We start from the raw sequence: 16909 nt of genomic DNA, 5'->3' as shown, positions 1-16909 counted from the left end.
CAGGCCTAGTGGACCAGTTCCGCATCGTGGTCGGCTGCCCCGGTTTTCTCGCGTTCCAGCCACGGGCCGGCGGCGTAACCGATAACGACGCCGACGCCCACCTCGGCAGCAACCCACACTCCCGTCCACAGCGGGTCGGGTCCGATGGCGGTCAAGCGGCCGAGGCCGGCTGACCCCCTGGCGATCCAGGCAAGGCAGACCGTCAGCAGGCCGGCCGCCACGCCCACGAGCACCCCGAGCATCAGCGTGGAGACGGTGGCGGTGAACCACCGGGCGTGGACCTTGATGGCAAGCCATTCGTCGAAGTGGTTTTCACCCTCCCTGAGGAACCACCATCCCGCCATGACGCCTGCCAGCACCGGGACGATCAGTGCAACGAAGGCGTAATCCAGGGACCCCGACGGGATGGCGGCCAGGACCGGGATGGACGGAAGCGGCCCGACGGCGGTCCCCAACGCCCCGGCCTGGGACCCTGCCCCCATGGCAAAGCCGGCGCCGGACGTCCACGCAAGCGCGAACACCACAAGGTTGGGCAGGAAGCCCAGCTGCGCGATGGTGAGGGCGGCACCTCCCACCGGGCCGGCGTCGAGCGCTTCATACACGGACACCACCAGGTTCCAGTGGATGAACAGGTCAACTGCCAGCAGCACCGCGGCCAGGGTGAGGGCTGACAGCACTGCGACGAACCCTGCCTTCGCCGCGGATGCGAAGTACGATCCGGCCCAGCGGGAATGCTGGCTGGTGCGCGAGATCCAGTCCACCGCGTCGACGCCGATGAGCCGGCTCCAGGACCCCGCTTCCCTTCGCGCGCCAATCACCATTCCGAGCCCGAACGGGACCAGCGGAACCAACATGGCGTACCAAAGGTTGATGCCAACGTCGGTGCTGCGGCAGACGAACCCGGTGGCCGCGCCAAACGCTGCATATACTGCCCACGAGCCCAGCAACGCCTGCCACAGCTGGTCAGTGTAGGAAGCACGGGCCAGCCGGCGGCCGGCGCGCCAGGCCAGGAGGAAGGGAATCAGGGTCAGGCCCAGGGGAATCAGGCTCAGGATGCCGGACCCGCCGTGGGTGGCAGTCCCGGGTCCTGTGCCGGCAAGTTCCAGCGGCACCCCGTGGACCAGGAGCCAGGACTGTCCCGCCAGGCGCGCCAGGACCTCGAACTGCCCGTTCTGGAAACCCGCAGTGGCCCAGACTGCGACGATGGGGGCCACGACCACCAGCGCCGAAATGACGGCCGCCTGCGCCGCTTCAAGGGCACCCTGCAGCCATAACGGCATGGGAAGGCCACGGTCTCCGGTCTGATCAGCGCGCAGTTTCATCGTGTTCCATGGTGTCACGCCGGGTGCGCCGCGCCCGCGCACGACAGGCTCCCGTGCAGCCTCAATCAACAATCGAATGCCCCGGCAGCCGGCGCTTTTTGCCCGGCCCCGCCGTAAAATTGGTAGAAACCAACACCCGCCGCCCCGCCGAGGGCACACTGCGATTTTTGCTGGCTGCCGGACGTGAACAGAGCCAGCCATCCACCCGGATACCGTCAACCGGGAAAACAGGAGCCGCGAATGAGAGATGAACCGTAAGTTCTGAAGATATTCGTCCTACTGGCTGGTGCAGTCACCGCTCACAGCGCGGCTGCACCAGCGTTTTAAACAGTGCGGCGCCGGGAGCCTGCAAGCAGGGTTCCCGGCGCCGTTCACCGTGTCAGGGCGGCTGCTCCAATCAGCCGGCCGATGGACGGGGGCCAAGCCCCCATCCGCATCAGCGACGGGTGTTGCCGTCTGTTTCGATGTTTTCCTTACGGACTTCCTCATTGACCGTGACATCGTCGCGGACAACGTCCTTGTCCAACCGGACCCGCTCGACGGGGACGGCTTCCTTCTCCACTACCGGGCGCTCCTCATGCAGGACCACCTCGTGCTCTTCTTCGCTGATGGCCGGTCCGTCGAGGGCGGCGCCGCGGTTGGCGTCCGTGATGGGCTCACGCTCGATCCGGACTTCTTCACGCTCCACCGGGATGGTCTTGGTGACGTTCTCGGTGGTGACGTACTTGCGCAGCCGGGCGCGCCCGGTGGCCTCGCGCTCCTTGCCAACGTGCAGCTGTTCCTCGGACCGCGTCATGGCGTCGTCCGTGGTGGGGCCCGAGGTGTCGTGGCCTACGGTTCCGCGCGTGGTTTCGTCGCGGTCATAGGTGTCGCGGCCTGCACCGAGCCCTGCCGTGGGGGTGCCGGCGTTCAGGTCGGCGTCACCCTGAAGGTCCACGTCCCCGGCGGCGCCGGAGCGGGCCTCCGTGTAGGTACGGGCACCGCGGTCGTAGTACGTGTACAGCCGGTCTTCTTCCTCGGGAGTGAGGTGGCCGTCGGCATCCACGCGCGGAGCGTCCTTGACGTGCTCCTTGCTGAAAGGAACCACCAGGTCTTCGCCCTGGTTGTGCGCACCTTCGACTGGAATGAAGGACTCGGAGGTACCGAACAGGCCCGTCTTCACGGTGACCCAAGTGGGCTCGCCTGTGTCATCGTCTGCGTACAGCTGACCGATCGAACCAATTTTCGAGCCGTCGGAACCGACGACGTTGCCGCCCTTGGTGAGCAGGTTTTCAAGGTTTTCCCTGTTGAGCATGACGTCTCCTTGGATGGTCGTTGCACTGGGTCTGCCAGCAATGGATGTCCCGGACCGGGGCTTGCTCCCGTCATCCGGCTTCCGCCCCGACTGCTTGAGGCTCTGCGCTGACTGCCCCACTACCGTAAGCATGCTTAGCATCAAATGCAAAGCCTACTTAGTACTTTATTTGGGAAATCGGGGCAGTTGTTCACCAGGCCTTCTCTTCCGGGTAACGCCTCCGCCCCCGCCATTTCAGGGAAGGCACGCACGGTGGAGGGGTGAGGATCGCAATCGTTGCCGAATCTTTTTTGCCGCTGATGAACGGCGTCACCCACTCCATCCTGAGGGTCCTGGACCACCTCGAGGAAAGGGGCGACGACGTCCTGGTCATCGCCGCGTCAGCCCACGAGGGGTCCGTGCCGGGCCAGGTCAAGGGGGCGCAGGTCCACCGGCTTCCCGCGGTCCCGCTGGCCGGTTATCCGAACGTACGGCTGGCATTGGGAGGTGCGTACCGGGTCAAGCGAATCCTTGCCGAGTACGCGCCCGACGTGGTGCATCTGGCCTCGCCGTTCGTCCTGGGCTGGCGTGCCGCCCAGGCGGCACACCAGCTGGGTATCCCCACCGTGGCCATTTACCAGACCGAGGTTCCCAGCTACGCCGCCCGGTACGGCGTTCCCTTCCTGGAGAACTGGGCCTGGAACAGGGTGGAGAACATCCACTTGCTCGCCTCACGTACATTGGTGCCCTCCACGTTCGCGCTGAACCAGTTGCGCGGCCGGGGCATTCCGCGGGTGCGGATGTGGCGCCGCGGCGTGGACACTGCGCGGTTTTCGCCGGAAAAGCGCGACGACGGGTGGCGGGCTTCGATTGCCCCGGCCGGTGAACGGATCATTGGCTACGTGGGGAGGCTGGCCGTCGAAAAGCAGGTGGAAGACCTTGCCGCCCTCACCGGCATTCCCAACACCAAGCTGGTGGTGGTGGGCGACGGACCCCAGCGGGCAGTCCTTGAGGCGGCACTCCCCCGGGCGGCGTTCACCGGCTTCCTGGGCGGTGACGACCTGGCGCGGGCGGTGGCATCGTTCGACCTGTTCGTCCATCCCGGCGAGTTCGAAACCTTCTGCCAGACCATCCAGGAGGCGATGGCATCGGGTGTTCCGGTGGTGGCCACGGGCCGGGGTGGGCCATTGGACCTGGTGGAGAACTCGCGCACGGGGTGGCTTTACGAACCGGGCGATTTGTCCGCCATGCGGGCCCGGGTGCAGGACCTGATGGGCGACGACGCCAAACGCCGGGCATTCGCATCCGCAGCACACTCCTCGGTCCAGGACAGAACCTGGCCCGCGCTCTGCACCGAACTGGTGCAGCACTACACGGACGTCATAGCGGCGGCGCCGGTACCCCCATGGAAGGCCTCCACGGCAGGAGCATCATCGTGAAAATGTCCGTGATCGGCTGCGGCTACCTGGGCGCTGTCCACGCGGCGACCTTGGCCTCCATGGGCCACACCGTGGTGGGCATCGATGTCGACCCCACCAAGGTGGCCCAGCTGGCACAGGGAGCCGCACCGTTCCACGAACCTGGCCTCAATGAACTCCTCGAGGACGGCCGCACCACCGGACGGCTCCGCTTTTCCACGGATCCCGCCGAGGCCGGGAGCGCGCAGGTGCACTTCCTGTGCGTAGGGACGCCCCAGGACAAGACGTCCGACGCCGCCGACCTCACCTTCCTGGTCTCCGCCGCGGCTGCCTTGTTGCCGCACCTGGCCGAGGGGGCCGTCGTCGTCGGTAAATCCACGGTGCCTGTTGGCACCGTGGAGATGCTTCGCGGCGTACTGGCCGCACGGCCGGACGTGCTGCTCGGCTGGAACCCCGAGTTCCTGCGGCAGGGCACCGCCGTCAAGGACTCGCTGGTGCCGGACCGGCTGGTCTACGGCGTGGAGGGCGGCCGGACCGCCGCCTTCCACCCCGCCACCGGGGCGCCCCTGGACGTGACCGCAGCCCTGGACGCTGTTTACGAACCGCTGCTGGCCGCAGGCACTCCCCGCCTGGTCTGCAACTTCGCCACCGCAGAACTCATCAAGTCCGCCGCGAACGCATACCTGGCCACCAAGGTCAGCTTCATCAATGCAGTCGCTGAACTGTGCGAGGCCTCGGGCGCCGACGTCACCGAGCTCAGCGAGGCGATGGGGCTGGACCCGAGGATCGGCAGCCGCTACCTGCACGCGGGGCTTGGTTTCGGCGGCGGCTGCCTGCCCAAGGACATCCGCAGCTTCCGCACCCAGGCCGCCACCCTGGCGGTGCCCGCGGTGGAGGACTGGATGCGCGTGGTCGATGCGGTGAACGTGGGCCAGCGGGAGCGCACCGTGGGCCTCGCGGCGGAGCTGTGCGGTGGCACGCTCGCCGGGCGGTCCATTACCGTGCTCGGGGCCTCCTTCAAACCGGACACCGACGATATCCGCGACTCTCCGGCCCTGGATGTTGCGGACCGGCTGGCCGCCGCCGGAGCCCATGTCACCGTCACGGACCCCAAAGCCGTGAACCTTGCATGGCGCCGCTACCCAGGGCTCCGCTTCGAGGCATCCACGGAGAAGGCGCTCCGGGACGCTGAACTGGTGCTGCTCCTCACCGAATGGGACGAGTACCGGCAGCTGTGTCCTGCCGCCGCCGGGCAGCAGGTACGACGGCGGGTGGTCCTGGACGGGCGCAATGCGCTGGACGCAGGGGCCTGGCGGGAACAGGGCTGGGTGGTGCGCGGCCTGGGAACTTCGCCCGGCGTTTTGACGGCCGCAGCCCGGGCGAGCTGAAGACTACCCCAGGAGCCCCAGCTCCGCGAAGGCCAGCGCCACGCCGTCGCCGGCCGGCGCGGCAGTGGTCCTGTCCGCCACGGCAAGAACGGCGGGATGGCCCCCCTCCACGGCAATGCCCACGCCGGCGTACTCAAGCATCTCGATGTCGTTGGCACTGTCACCGATGGCCACGATGTCTGCCCGGTCCAGGCCGAGCCGGGCCTCCACCACCTGGATCCCCACGGCTTTGTGGGTGCCCGCCATATAGATCTCCCCCGCACGATCACCCAGGGCCGACAGGGAACTGGGGATCAGCCCCACCCCGGGACCGAAGGTCTCCATCAGGCGGGTCAGCGGCACGGGCGAATCGAAACAGGAGATCTTGGCGTAGGACGTTGCGCGGAGATCGTCGCTGTACTGCATGGGTCCCAGGATGTCCTCCAGCGGATCCACGTCGGTGCTGAGTACGCCGTCGTGCTGGGGGCGGCCGGCAAAGATGGGGCCCAGGACCTCCCGCAGCCGCAGGTCGACGCCCGTGCGGCCATACAGGGCCTCGGGCGCTTCCAGGATGTAGGAGGCGCCGTGGGCGTCCAGCGTTTCGACGATGCTTGCCGCCAGCTCCGGCTCGAAGCGCGCGTCCCTGAGGACGTCACCGCCTACCTCCACCCTGGCGCCGGCGCCTGTAATGGTGCCGTCGAATCCCGCCGCCAGGATGTGCGCGGGGACCATGGACAGGGGCCGCCCCGTACAGACGAACACGAGGTGGCCGAGCTTCCGGGCGGTCCGGACGGCGTCGACGTGCGCCTGCGGTGCAAGCCCGTGGTCAGCGTAGGTGCCGTCGATGTCGAGGAATATGGCCCGCGGCCGCTGGGTCTGGCTGGACATGCCGGAGCTCCTTCGTCAAATGCTGGGACACCTAATCCTATCGGCGTCCACTTTTCCGTCGGAGAGAATTCCGCCGCATTCCGGCAAAACTGACAGTCATCCTGTGATAATGAAGGCCTTGCACAGTAGTAAGCCTGCTGATTGAATGATGGAACCGGAAATGGGGACCCGGCACAACTTACTGACAAGGAGTGGCAACATGGGCATTATCGGATTTCTCATTTTGGGCCTGATTGCTGGAGCCATTGCAAAGGCCATCCTGCCGGGCCGCCAAGGCGGAGGCTGGGTGGTCACCATGGTCCTCGGCGTTGTTGGGGCCATCCTGGGCGGCTGGATCGGATCACTGATCTTCGGCGGCGGACTGGCAGAGTTCTTCGACCTCAGGACCTGGCTGCTGGCCATCCTCGGAGCCATCATCGTGCTGCTGATCTACGGCGCCGTCACCAACCGCAGTGGCCGCCGGGTGTAGCCGTTTCATATCGCCATTAGTAAGAGCGCCGGACTCCAAAAGGAGGACGGCGCTTTTTACGTCCGGCGCCGGGTCTGTGTGGATCCAGGCGAAGATACCTGCACCCCACCCAATTTCCCTCCGCGGCCTTTATGATTGCGAAGGGGTGGTGTGATGACCGGTTTTATCGGCCGTGACAACAATGTGGCATTACAAATTTTTGGCGTCTTCATGGACGCAAGCCCGGACGCACTTTTGGCGCTGGCTGCGGACGGCACCGTGTTGGCGGGAAATGCGGCAGCGGCACGCCTGTTCGCGCTTCCGCAGGACGCCTTCACGGGCCTGGATCACCGGCTGCTGATCGGCGAGGGCTTCCGCGACGACGTGGCCCACCTGCTGCACCGGCTCCTCACCCAGGCGGAAGAGCATCCACCGCCCCGGGAGATCATGGCCCTGCGCGGCGACGGCACCGAGTTTCCCATCGAACTGGCAGCGGCGCTCCTCCCCCGGGAGGACCCGGCCGGCGATCACCAACCCGGCCCCGGAAATGGGGGTCCGGTAGGCGCACGGGTGCTGCTCTCCGCCCGCGGGACCGCCCACCGCAAGACGGCCGACGCAAACCTTCGCGAGACCATGTCGCTGCTGACGGCAACTCTTGAATCAACGGCAGACGGCATCCTGGTTATCGGCAATGACGGCAGCGTGGCCGGCTTCAACGAACAGTTCCTCTCCATGTGGGGTATCCCCCCGGAGTTCATGGACGCCGACAGCCAGGAACCGGTGATGAAGCTGATCCTGGAACAGGTGGCGGACCCCGTTGCCTTCACCGCCCGGCTGGGCGAGCTCCAGCAGGACCCTGCCGCCGAAAGCCACGACGTCGTCGATTTCCGGGACGGCCGCACCTTCGAGCGGTATTCCCGCCCGCAACGGGTCGACGAGAAAGTCGCGGGCCGCGTGTGGAGCTTCCGTGACGTGACGCCGCGGCGCAAGGCCCAGGAACAGGCGCACCGGGCCATGATGGACCTTGCAGTGCAGGCTGAGAAGCTGCGCGCCATGGCCTTCCAGGACCCGCTGACCGGACTCGCCAACCGGGCCGTCTTCAACGACGCCCTGGCCGAATCGCTTCAGGAACCGCGGTTGAAGACCGTGGATGTGCTGCTCCTCGACCTGGACGACTTCAAGGAAGTCAACGACATCCTCGGCCACCAGGCGGGGGACGATATGTTGATCGAAGTGGCACGCCGGCTCCGCGGCTGCGTTCCCACGGCCGACGTCGTCGCCCGGCTGGGTGGTGACGAGTTCGTGGTGCTCCTGACCGCCTGCCCGGACGCCGATGCGATCGCGGCGTGCGTCGTGCGCTGCCTGCACGTACCCGTCACCATCGGCGGCACCGTCCTGCGTCCCAGCCTGAGCCTGGGGCTCGCCTCCCTGGGACAGGACAGCATGGGCCCGTCCGAGCTGCTGCGGCATGCCGACATTGCGATGTATGCGGCCAAGGCTGCGGGCAAGAACCGGTTCCTGCACTTCCATCCGGACATGATGCAGGCGCTGGTGCAGCGGACGCACATGGAGAGCGGGCTGCAGCTGGCCGTCCCCCGCGCCGAAATCACAGTGGACTTCCAGCCGATCGTCTCGCACCGCATGGGGCAGGTGGTCCAGCTCGAGGCGCTGGCCAGATGGAACCGCGGCGGCGAGCGGGTGCCGCCGTCCATCTTTATACCGCTAGCCGAGCGCACCGGGCTGATCAGCGAGATCGGAGCCGAAGTGATGGCGACCGGAATGGTACAGCTGGCACGGTGGCTCACCGAGGATCCGTCGCGGTCCCTGGCCGTGAATGTCTCCGGCGTACAGCTGCAGGAACCGGACTTCGCCGAAAGTGTCCTGGGGCTTGCGGAAGCCAGCGGGGTGGCCCCCTACCAGCTGGTCCTGGAAGTGACTGAGAGCGTCTTTTTTGACGCCGACTGCAGCCTGATCCAGCAGCTCAGCGCGTTGCGGGACGCGGGTGTCCGGGTGGCGCTGGATGATTTTGGCACCGGCTATTCCTCGCTGGGCCGGCTTCAGGACCTGCCCGTGGATACGGTCAAGATCGACAAGACCTTCGTGTCCATGGTGCGCACCGGCAACGAGCGCCTCCCCATCCTGAGCTCCATGATCAACATGGCGCACAGCCTGGGCCTGACAGTAACGGCGGAAGGGATCGAGACGGCCACACAGGCGGACTACCTGACCGCGCTGGAGTGCGACTCGCTTCAGGGCTACCTGTTTTCACTGCCTGAGCCCGGCGACAGGCTTGGCCAGGCGTTGCACCATGCGGAAGAGGCCCTCAACGCGTTGAAGGGACGGTAGCCGGAAGGCTTGGGGCCTAGGCTGCTTCCTGGCGGCCCCGGCGCTGCTGCTTGGCGGGCGCCGGCTGGGAGTTTTCGGGCTGCGGGTTTTCGGGCAGCGGGTTTTCGGGCAGCGCGGGCTGGGATGCTTCCCCGGCGCCGGCGGAAGAGTTGGCCGTGTCGGCGGCGAGGTTGGCCGTCCCGGCGTCCGTGAATGAGGCAGGGGCGGCAGCGCGGTTGCGGCGCCAGCGGCGGACCAGGTCGACGGCGGCCAGCAGCCCGGCGAGGGGGGTCAGCACAGCTGCGGCGTAGACGAACAGCATCCAGGTCAGGGTGGTCAGCGGCGGCTGGTTGTTGTTGAGCAGCGACAGTCCGCCCAGCATGGCGACGACCCAGAACAGCAGGACGGCCGTCAGTACGGCACCGGCAGGAAAATACTGGTTGCTCACGACTTTTTTCAGGGTTTCCATGCACTTCCTCCTGCCTGGCCGGGGGGACGGCGAAAGCCGTTCAATGACAAGTATGGGCCCCGGCACCTTCGAAACTGCGCAAGACGACACGGCGAGTGATGAAGCTAACGCAGCTGCCCGCCGCCGTCCGGATACCGGGCCGAAACCATCGGCCCCAAACCCTTCCCCGGAAGGGAGCCGGCCGCATACCGTAATGCCTGTCCGCACATTATTTGGAGGCTCCCATGCGCAAAGTCACTGCCGGCCTGTTCCACTCCGTGGACGGGGTGGTGTCCGAACCTTTCAAGTTCCAGTTCGACAGCTTCGACGAGGAACTCGGTGAGGGGCTGACCAGGATGATCAACGCCGTGGACACGGTCATCCTGGGCCGCGTCAGTTACGAGGAGTGGGCCGGTTACTGGCCTACGGCCCCGCAGGACCAGGACTTCGCGGCATTCATCAACCCCGTGGAGAAGTTCGTCGCATCGCGCACGCTGACGGGACCCCTGGAATGGGAAAACTCGCAGCTGATAGACGCGCCGCTCGGCGAATTCGTGGCCGCCTTGAAGGAGCGCGACGGCGGCGAAATCGCCGTGTGCGGAAGCATCTCCGTGGTGCGGCAGCTGCTGTTCGCCGGGCTGCTGGACTCGCTGCAGTTGATGACCCATCCGGTGATCGCCGGCAGCGGGCGCCGGCTGTTCGAGGACGGCGACCCGCTGACCCGCCTTGTGCTGCAGGACCAGTCGACCACCAGCAAGGGCAACGTACTGAGCACATACGGCGTGCGCGCGGAGTAGCCTATGCGGCCAGCGGCGCCCCGAACAGCTCTTCGGCAAGCCGGGCCAGGTGCTCGGGGATGTCCGCTTCCGCCCCGTGTTCGCCGCGGCCAAGGAAGACGGCGGTCCCGCGGATCCCGCCAAGGTCCAGGCCGCATTCATGCATCAGCTGCCCGGCCCTGACGTTGACCGGCAGGAGCGTGGTGACACTCTCCGCATTGAGGTAAACGTGCCAGTCGCCGCGGATCACCGACTCCAGCGGGCCGCCCACCAAGGCTTCCAGGGCCTGCAGGTCCGCGCCCACCTGCTCGATGCGGATGGGCTCGGAATTGCCGGCCGGTACGACGAGTGCTGTGTAAGTTCTGTTGTCCATCGTTCGTTTCTCCATACGGTTTAACACCTGTGGACACAGCTGTGTTCCCGGACGCTGCGGCTTTGGGGAAGGAACGACGGCGGGAACGCGGCCCAGGTGCCGCCGTCGTGCCTTAACCGGCCGGGAAAGCGAGCGGGTAAACTTGACCAGTCATGCACTGTTCCTACTTTGATGCCGGCACCTGCCGCTCCTGCACCCAGATGGGCAGGCCGTACGGCGAACAGCTGGCCGGCAAGCAGCTGCACTGCCAGACCCTCCTTGCCGGACACACGGACCTGGAGTGGCTGGAGCCCGTGGCCAGCCAGGAGTCCGGCTTCCGCAACAAGGCCAAAATGGTGATCGGCGGAACGGCGCAGAACCCCACCATCGGAATCCTCGACGCTGACGGCCACGGCGTGGACCTGCGCAAGTGTGGCGTCTGCTCCCCCGGCCTGCGGGCCGTCTTCCCGGTGCTGGCCACCTACATCCGCCGCCTCCGCCTGACGCCCTACGACGTCCCGAATCGGACCGGGGAACTCAAGCACGTCATCATCACCGAATCCCCGGACGGCGAGATCATGCTCCGCCTGGTCCTCCGCTCAGAGCAGGTGGTCCCCCGGATCCGGAAGCACCTTCCGGATCTCCTGGCTGACCTGCCGCAGGTCAAAGTGGTGTCCGTCAACCTGCTGCCGGAACACAAGGCAGTGCTGGAAGGCGACCGCGAAATCCTGCTGACGGAGCAGTCCACGCTGGAGATGCGGGTCAATGACGTCAACCTGCACCTCCGCCCGCAGAGCTTCTTCCAGACCAACACCGACATGGCCGCGGCCCTGTACCGGCAGGGGCGTGAGTGGGTCAACGAACTGGCGCCGGCTTCGGTGTGGGACCTGTACTGCGGCGTGGGCGGTTTCGCCCTGCACAGCTCCGCCCCGTCCCGCACGGTCACCGGCATAGAGACCAGCAGCGAGGCCATCGTCTCGGCGCGGCTCAGCAGTGACGAGGCCGGCCTGGCGGGCATGGAGTTCCACGCCGGCGACGCCACCGCGTTCGCCCTCGCGGCGGAGCAGTCGCCGGAGCTGGTGATCGTGAACCCACCGCGGCGCGGCATCGGCAAGGAGCTGTGCGGCTGGCTGGAGTCATCCGATGTCCAGCATGTGGTGTACTCCAGCTGCAACGCCCAGTCGCTGGCCCGCGACCTGGCCGCCCTCCCGTCCTTCACTGCCCGGCGGGCACGGGTCCTGGACATGTTCCCGCAGACCACGCACTACGAGGTGATGGTGCTCCTGGAACGGACGGCCTGAGGTCCGGACTCACACCACCCTGACGCGTTCGACGGCGGCGGCGCCGGCTTCCCGCCCTTCCGCCCGAAGCCCGGCCGCCACTCCTGCAGCGTCGGCATCGGACCGGTTCTGGCTCAGTTTTTCCTTCGCCTCGACCCGGGTGATCACCAGCTCCACGCCAACAATCGCCCGCAACTGGCCGGCAACGAACTGCTCCGGAGCGTCGTCCACGGCCCACGGATCCTGCCGGCCGCCCTCGTGCAGGCCGCTCAGGTGGCGGACATGGCGTGCCAGCCAGCCGGCGTCGTCATGGATGACCAACTCACCGTAGACGTGCGCCGTGGTGTAGTTCCAGGTGGGGACCACGCGGCCGTGATCCGCTTTGGCGGCGTACCACGAGGGCGAAATGTAGTCGCCGGGGCCCTGGATGATGGCGAGGGCCTCGCCTGTCGGCGGGGTGGACCAGTGTGGGTTGTTCCGTGCCATGTGAGCCTGCAGCGCGCCGTGCTCCCCCACGTCCGGGGTGAAGGCGAAGGGCAGCAGCGTTGCCAGCAGGCCGCCGTCGGTCATGGTCACCAGGTTGGCGGCGCCTGGGTAAGCGAGGAGGTTCTTTATGGCTTCGGGGCCGGCGGCGAAGTGTGCCGGAACGTACATGGGAGTCCTTTCGGTGGTTCAGGCGGCTGGCGTGAGCCGGACGCGGACGGCCGCGGCGGCGAAGAGGATGACGGCAAGGGCGCCGATGGCGGTGGTCCAGGTGAGTGTTTCGCCCAGCAGAAGCGCTGCCCAGACGAGGCTCAGCACCGGCTGCAGCAGTTGGATCTGGCTCACCTGCGCCATGGGACCCAGGGCCAGGCCGCGGTACCAGGCAAAGAAGCCCAGGAACATGCTGACCACGGCGAGGTAGCCGAAGGCAGCCCACTGGACGGGAGTGGCCGACGGCGGCTGGTTCAGGACGGAGAGCACTGCCAGGACCAGCATGGCCGGCGCGGCAAGGACCAGCGCCCACGCGATGGTCTGCCAGGAGCCAAGTTCGCGGGCCAGCATGCCGCCTTCCGCGTATCCGACGGCGGCGCAGGCCACGGCGCCGAGCAGCAGGAGGTCCGCCCACTGCAGGTGCCCCACTCCGCCGGACTGCAGGAACGCGAAGCAAACGGCTGCCAGCGAGCCAAGCACCATCACCACCCAAAAAGAGAATCGGGGCCGTTCGCCGGTGCGCAGGACCACCACCGTGGCAGTGGCTGCCGGCAGGAGGGCAATGACTACCGCGCCGTGCCCTGCCGGGACGGCGGTCAGCGCGTAGGAGGTGAGCAGCGGAAAGCCGGCGACGACGCCACCTGCCACGAGCGAAAGGCGCAGCCAGGTGCCTGGATGCGGCAGCCGCTGGCGGGTGATGGCGAGCGCTGCGGCGGCAAGGACAGCGGCCACCACGGCCCGGCCGGAACCGATGAACAGCGGTGGAATCCCGGCGACGGCCACTCGGGTGAAGGGAACGGTGAAGGAGAAGGCAGCGACGCCGAGCAGCCCCCACCAGATTCCAGTCACCTTTCGCGGCAGTATCACTGGGCGATTCAGGACAGTAGCGCTACTATGTTCTTTCATGAACAACGATAGCAGTTCACGGATCGTTGCGGCATTGCGCCATTGGGTCGCCGGAGCTGCGCCCGGAGCCAAACTGCCGTCGACCCGCTCGCTGGTGGCCGAGTACTCGGCGAGCCCGGTGACGGTCCAGAAGGCCCTGCAGGCGCTGGCCTCGCAGGGCCTGATCGAAAGCCGGCCCGGCGTCGGAACATTTGTCCGGGCCGTCCGCACCGCACGCCCGTTGGACTATGGCTGGCAAACGGCAGCCCTGCGGTCGCCGTCGTCTCCGCTGCCGTCGTTGTCGGGCACCATGCGAAATGTCCCCAGCGACGCCATCTGGTTCCACTCCGGCTACCCGGACCGCGAGCTGCTGCCAGAGCGGCTGGTCCGTGCCGCCCTGGCCCGCGCCGCCCGCGGGGACGCGGCCCTGTCGCGGCCGCCGGCGGCCGGCATGCCCGAACTGCAGCAATGGTTCGCCCAGGAACTGGGATCGGCGACCCCCGCGGGAATTACGCCGCCGACACCGAATGACGTGATCGTCCTGCCGGGCAGCCAAAGCGGGCTCAGCTCCATCTTCCGTGCCCTGGTGGGCGCGGGGCAGCCGCTGCTTATGGAGTCGCCGTCGTACTGGGGGGCTATCCTGGCCGCCGCCCAGACCGGGGTGCGGGTGGTGCCTGTGCCCACGGGGCCGGACGGCCCGGACCCCGCCGACGTGGACCGGGCCTTCGCCGAGACCGGAGCCCGGGCGTTCTACGTCCAGCCGAACTATTCGAATCCCACCGGGGTGCAGTGGACGGCAGGCCGGGGCGCCGAGATCCTCGACGTTGCCCGCCGGCACGGCGCCTTCCTGGTAGAGGACGACTGGGCCCACGATTTCGGCATCACCTCGACCCCCGTCCCGTTGGCCACACGGGATGATTCCGGGCACGTGGTCTACATCAGGTCGTTGACCAAGAGCGTTTCCACGGCCATCCGCGTTGCCGCCGTTATTGTCCGCGGACCGGCGCGGGAACGCATCCTGGGCCACCGCGCCGCTGAGTCGATGTATGTCAGCGGACTCCTGCAGGCTGCAGCACTGGACGTGGTGACGCAGCCCGGGTGGCAGACCCACCTGCGCAGCCTCCGCCAGCAACTGCAGTCCCGCCGCGACCTGCTGGCCACCAGCATCCGCGAGCACGTCCCGCTGGCACACCTCGACAGCCTGCCCAAGGGCGGGCTCAACCTGTGGGTGCGCCTCCCGGACACCACGGACCTTCCACGGCTGGTGCGTGACTGCGGGGACGCCGGGGTGGTCATCGCCGCCGGCACCGAGTGGTTTCCGGCCGAGCCCGCCGGCGCGTTCATCCGCCTCAACTACTCAGGACCGAACCCCGGCGCCTACCCGGAAGGGGCCCGCATTATCGGTGAGGCGCTGGCGCGCAACAGCGGATAGGAAGCCCAGGGCCCCAACCGGTCTGCCTTGCACCGGCAGTCGTCCAGGAGCCGGCAGCGCTTTTGCCGTTAATGACTCAAGATTGGCGCTTAATCCGTTCTCGGCCTGTGGACGAAGCTACGCTGGCCGTGCCATCCGCATCCAGCACGCGCCATTGGGGGATCCATGCCTGCCACTCGTAACTTTCCCGTGCCTCTTCGCGCACACCGCAGGGAAGACATTCCCACTGCGGCAGGCCCCCGGCAGGCGATATTGCGCGCGGGGGCCGCGGCCGCCGTCGTCCTCCTGCTAACCGGCTGCTCCACCCAGGCTTCGCTGTCCGTTGCTGCCGGCCCCGCCAGTGAAGCCGCCACGGCCACTCCTACCGCGAAGCCCATCGCGGACACGCCGTGCACGACCATTGACGCCCGGCAGGTCTCTGCCGGAAGCAGCTATGTGTGCACCAAGGACGAGTCAGGCAGGCTGGTGTGGCTTGAGGCCTCAGTGTCCAAGCGTGTCAACGACAAACTGGCTGCGGCCGCCGCCGCGAAAGCGGCCGCCGACAAGGCCGCAGCCGAGCAGGCGGCTGCGGCAAAAGCGGCGGCAGAGAAGGCTGCTGCCGAAAAGGCTGCAGCCGACAAGGATGCCGCGGACCAAGCGGCTGCAGAGGCTGCAGCGCGGCAAGCCGCCGAAACGAAGGCGGCCCAGGATGCGGCCGCTGCAAAAGCAGCAGCGGAAGCAGCCGCCAAGGCCGCGCCTCCCGCACCGGCGGCCCAGCCCGTGCCGGGGACGAATCCGGGCTGCGACCCGAACTACTCAGGCTGCGTCCCGATCGCTTCCGATGTGGACTGCGCCGGCGGCAGCGGCAACGGGCCCGCCTATGTCCGCGGACCCGTCCAGGTCATCGGCCGCGACATCTACGGGTTGGACGCGGACCACGACGGCGTGGGCTGCGAACGGTAGGACTAGACGAACTCCGCCACCAGCTCCTCGCTCTTCTCCCACAGCCCGCGCGCCAGCCCGGCGTCGTAGGCCTGGGCATTGGCCTTGGCCAGGGTGCGCTTGGCGTAGTAGGCCCCGGAGATCCAGTCCGTGCCCGCGGTGCCGTTGATGAGCCAGAGCATGGTGTCGGCACCCTGGTCCGGGCTGAGCATGAAGCGGTTCAGCAGGGTTGTGTAGGCGTGCCGCCACGGACTCCCGGACTCCGCGGCGAAGTTGGTGCGGACCACGCCGGGGTGGAAGGCCGCCGTCGTAATCCCCTGGTCATGGAAGCGGCGGTGCAGCTCGGAGGTGAACAGGATGTTGGCGAGTTTTCCCGTGCCGTAGGCGCGGTTGGTGCTGTACCCGTACTCGGCGTTGAGGTCGAAGAGGTCCAGCTTTCCGAAGTTGTTGGCGGCGCTGGAGGTGTTGATCACCTTGGCGCTGCTGGCGGTCAGTGTGTCCAGCAGCAAGGTGGTGAGCAGGAACGGCGCCAGGTGGTTGACCTGGAACGTTGATTCGTTGCCGTCAACGGTGAGCGTCCGCTTGCCCATGATCCCGCCGGCGTTGTTGGCCAGGACATCGATGCGCGGGTAGTTTGCCTTCAGTTTCTCCGCGAGGTCCCGGACCTGGGAAAGGTCGGCGAAGTCGGCCAGGTAGTGGTCCGCGCCGATGTCCCCGGCCAGGGCGCGGGTCTTCTCAGCGGAACGGCCGACGACGACCACCTGTTCCCCAGCCTTGGCCAGCGTCCGTGCTGCTGCCGCTCCGATGCCGTCGCTGGCGCCGGTGATCACGATGGTTCGAGGAGTCAAGGGGTGTCCTTTGGTCGGAGTCGCTCCGCGCACGCTAGCACGCAAAAGGCATAACGAGGACGTGGCGCCCCCTGTTCCCGGCCAAACGACAGGCTGCCCGGGCGCAGTTCCCGGCCGCCCCTCGTGCATGCGCGCCGTTTCAGTGACAACGAAAAGTCCTACTTATTCACTTTTGCCGTGTCATACGTCATACTTATTGCAGCCCGCCACCAGCACCGTTGGCGGTTGCACTC

At 67.3% G+C, this 16909-nt stretch carries 16 protein-coding genes; 8 read left to right on the top strand and 8 right to left on the bottom strand.

Going from position 1 to position 16909, the window contains the following annotated elements; translation table 11 throughout:
* Nucleotides 1-5: 5 nt before the first annotated feature.
* Nucleotides 6-1322, bottom strand: a complete 1317-nt coding sequence (locus tag ACTHQS_RS00875) for a cell division protein PerM (RefSeq protein ID WP_440165239.1) — start codon at nucleotides 1320-1322, stop codon at nucleotides 6-8.
* Between the two features lie 436 nt (nucleotides 1323-1758).
* A complete protein-coding gene (locus tag ACTHQS_RS00870) occupies nucleotides 1759-2616 on the bottom strand; it encodes a DUF2382 domain-containing protein (protein ID WP_440165237.1) in 858 nt (285 codons plus the stop codon).
* 260 nt (nucleotides 2617-2876) lie between these two features.
* On the opposite strand from ACTHQS_RS00870, the gene ACTHQS_RS00865 reads away from it, so the two are divergent.
* Both ACTHQS_RS00865 and ACTHQS_RS00860 read left to right on the top strand, forming a co-directional pair.
* Nucleotides 2877-4034, top strand: a complete 1158-nt coding sequence (locus ACTHQS_RS00865) for a glycosyltransferase family 4 protein (RefSeq protein WP_440165235.1) — start codon at nucleotides 2877-2879, stop codon at nucleotides 4032-4034.
* Nucleotides 4031-5401 (top strand): UDP-glucose dehydrogenase family protein, encoded by a 1371-nt coding sequence (locus tag ACTHQS_RS00860; protein ID WP_440165233.1) that lies wholly within the window; start codon nucleotides 4031-4033, stop codon nucleotides 5399-5401. Before ACTHQS_RS00865 ends, ACTHQS_RS00860 begins: the two co-directional genes overlap by 4 nt.
* A 3-nt stretch (nucleotides 5402-5404) precedes the next feature.
* On the opposite strand, the gene ACTHQS_RS00855 is transcribed toward ACTHQS_RS00860, so the two are convergent.
* A complete protein-coding gene (locus tag ACTHQS_RS00855) occupies nucleotides 5405-6268 on the bottom strand; it encodes an HAD hydrolase family protein (RefSeq protein ID WP_440165231.1) in 864 nt (287 codons plus the stop codon).
* Nucleotides 6269-6467: 199 nt separating this feature from the next.
* Between ACTHQS_RS00855 and ACTHQS_RS00850 the strand changes: the two genes are divergently transcribed.
* Nucleotides 6468-6737 carry a GlsB/YeaQ/YmgE family stress response membrane protein gene (locus tag ACTHQS_RS00850; protein ID WP_440165229.1) on the top strand — a complete coding sequence of 90 codons (270 nt, stop codon included), beginning with the start codon at nucleotides 6468-6470 and terminating at the stop codon, nucleotides 6735-6737.
* A gap of 153 nt (nucleotides 6738-6890) precedes the next feature.
* Nucleotides 6891-9062, top strand: coding sequence for a putative bifunctional diguanylate cyclase/phosphodiesterase (locus ACTHQS_RS00845; RefSeq protein ID WP_440165227.1), 2172 nt, complete (start codon nucleotides 6891-6893; stop codon nucleotides 9060-9062).
* A 16-nt stretch (nucleotides 9063-9078) separates the two neighbouring features.
* Here ACTHQS_RS00845 and ACTHQS_RS00840 read toward each other — a convergent pair whose 3' ends face one another.
* Entirely contained in the window at nucleotides 9079-9510 is a 432-nt protein-coding gene (locus tag ACTHQS_RS00840; RefSeq protein WP_440165225.1) for a hypothetical protein, read from the bottom strand.
* A gap of 224 nt (nucleotides 9511-9734) precedes the next feature.
* Between ACTHQS_RS00840 and ACTHQS_RS00835 the strand changes: the two genes are divergently transcribed.
* Nucleotides 9735-10286: a dihydrofolate reductase family protein gene (locus tag ACTHQS_RS00835; protein ID WP_440165223.1), complete on the top strand. Its 552-nt coding sequence runs from the start codon at nucleotides 9735-9737 to the stop codon at nucleotides 10284-10286.
* Nucleotide 10287: 1 nt separating this feature from the next.
* Here ACTHQS_RS00835 and ACTHQS_RS00830 read toward each other — a convergent pair whose 3' ends face one another.
* Nucleotides 10288-10638, bottom strand: a complete 351-nt coding sequence (locus ACTHQS_RS00830; RefSeq protein WP_440165221.1) for a DUF3846 domain-containing protein — start codon at nucleotides 10636-10638, stop codon at nucleotides 10288-10290.
* A 152-nt stretch (nucleotides 10639-10790) separates the two neighbouring features.
* Between ACTHQS_RS00830 and rlmC the strand changes: the two genes are divergently transcribed.
* A complete protein-coding gene (gene rlmC / locus ACTHQS_RS00825) occupies nucleotides 10791-11918 on the top strand; it encodes a 23S rRNA (uracil(747)-C(5))-methyltransferase RlmC (RefSeq protein ID WP_440165219.1) in 1128 nt (375 codons plus the stop codon).
* 9 nt (nucleotides 11919-11927) lie between these two features.
* Here rlmC and ACTHQS_RS00820 read toward each other — a convergent pair whose 3' ends face one another.
* A complete protein-coding gene (locus tag ACTHQS_RS00820; protein ID WP_440165217.1) occupies nucleotides 11928-12551 on the bottom strand; it encodes an FMN-binding negative transcriptional regulator in 624 nt (207 codons plus the stop codon).
* An 18-nt stretch (nucleotides 12552-12569) separates the two neighbouring features.
* Nucleotides 12570-13496 carry a DMT family transporter gene (locus ACTHQS_RS00815; RefSeq protein ID WP_440165215.1) on the bottom strand — a complete coding sequence of 309 codons (927 nt, stop codon included), beginning with the start codon at nucleotides 13494-13496 and terminating at the stop codon, nucleotides 12570-12572.
* Between ACTHQS_RS00815 and ACTHQS_RS00810 the strand changes: the two genes are divergently transcribed.
* Both ACTHQS_RS00810 and ACTHQS_RS00805 read left to right on the top strand, forming a co-directional pair.
* Nucleotides 13495-14907 carry a PLP-dependent aminotransferase family protein gene (locus ACTHQS_RS00810; RefSeq protein ID WP_440165214.1) on the top strand — a complete coding sequence of 471 codons (1413 nt, stop codon included), beginning with the start codon at nucleotides 13495-13497 and terminating at the stop codon, nucleotides 14905-14907. The two genes, ACTHQS_RS00815 and ACTHQS_RS00810, sit on opposite strands and share 2 nt — an antisense overlap.
* A 165-nt stretch (nucleotides 14908-15072) precedes the next feature.
* Nucleotides 15073-15849 (top strand): hypothetical protein, encoded by a 777-nt coding sequence (locus ACTHQS_RS00805; RefSeq protein ID WP_440165212.1) that lies wholly within the window; start codon nucleotides 15073-15075, stop codon nucleotides 15847-15849.
* A 2-nt stretch (nucleotides 15850-15851) separates the two neighbouring features.
* On the opposite strand, the gene ACTHQS_RS00800 is transcribed toward ACTHQS_RS00805, so the two are convergent.
* Nucleotides 15852-16676 carry an SDR family NAD(P)-dependent oxidoreductase gene (locus ACTHQS_RS00800; RefSeq protein ID WP_440165210.1) on the bottom strand — a complete coding sequence of 275 codons (825 nt, stop codon included), beginning with the start codon at nucleotides 16674-16676 and terminating at the stop codon, nucleotides 15852-15854.
* Nucleotides 16677-16909 lie beyond the last annotated feature (233 nt).

The sequence above is a fragment of the Arthrobacter sp. SAFR-044 genome, assembly GCF_051965175.1.
Taxonomy (GTDB): Bacteria; Actinomycetota; Actinomycetes; order Actinomycetales; family Micrococcaceae; genus Arthrobacter.
The sequence above is the reverse complement of the archived record's forward strand: the minus strand, read 5'-3'. Positions and strand labels throughout refer to the sequence as shown.

Coding starts and splice junctions, on each gene's coding strand:
- ACTHQS_RS00875 (WP_440165239.1), bottom strand. CDS start 1,322: ATGAAACTGCGCGCTGATCAGACCGGAGACCGTGGCCTTCCCATGCCG.
- ACTHQS_RS00870 (WP_440165237.1), bottom strand. CDS start 2,616: ATGCTCAACAGGGAAAACCTTGAAAACCTGCTCACCAAGGGCGGCAAC.
- ACTHQS_RS00855 (WP_440165231.1), bottom strand. CDS start 6,268: ATGTCCAGCCAGACCCAGCGGCCGCGGGCCATATTCCTCGACATCGAC.
- ACTHQS_RS00850 (WP_440165229.1), top strand. CDS start 6,468: ATGGGCATTATCGGATTTCTCATTTTGGGCCTGATTGCTGGAGCCATT.
- ACTHQS_RS00845 (WP_440165227.1), top strand. CDS start 6,891: ATGACCGGTTTTATCGGCCGTGACAACAATGTGGCATTACAAATTTTT.
- ACTHQS_RS00840 (WP_440165225.1), bottom strand. CDS start 9,510: ATGGAAACCCTGAAAAAAGTCGTGAGCAACCAGTATTTTCCTGCCGGT.
- ACTHQS_RS00835 (WP_440165223.1), top strand. CDS start 9,735: ATGCGCAAAGTCACTGCCGGCCTGTTCCACTCCGTGGACGGGGTGGTG.
- ACTHQS_RS00830 (WP_440165221.1), bottom strand. CDS start 10,638: ATGGACAACAGAACTTACACAGCACTCGTCGTACCGGCCGGCAATTCC.
- rlmC (WP_440165219.1), top strand. CDS start 10,791: ATGCACTGTTCCTACTTTGATGCCGGCACCTGCCGCTCCTGCACCCAG.
- ACTHQS_RS00820 (WP_440165217.1), bottom strand. CDS start 12,551: ATGTACGTTCCGGCACACTTCGCCGCCGGCCCCGAAGCCATAAAGAAC.
- ACTHQS_RS00810 (WP_440165214.1), top strand. CDS start 13,495: ATGAACAACGATAGCAGTTCACGGATCGTTGCGGCATTGCGCCATTGG.
- ACTHQS_RS00815 (WP_440165215.1), bottom strand. CDS start 13,496: ATGAAAGAACATAGTAGCGCTACTGTCCTGAATCGCCCAGTGATACTG.
- ACTHQS_RS00805 (WP_440165212.1), top strand. CDS start 15,073: ATGCCTGCCACTCGTAACTTTCCCGTGCCTCTTCGCGCACACCGCAGG.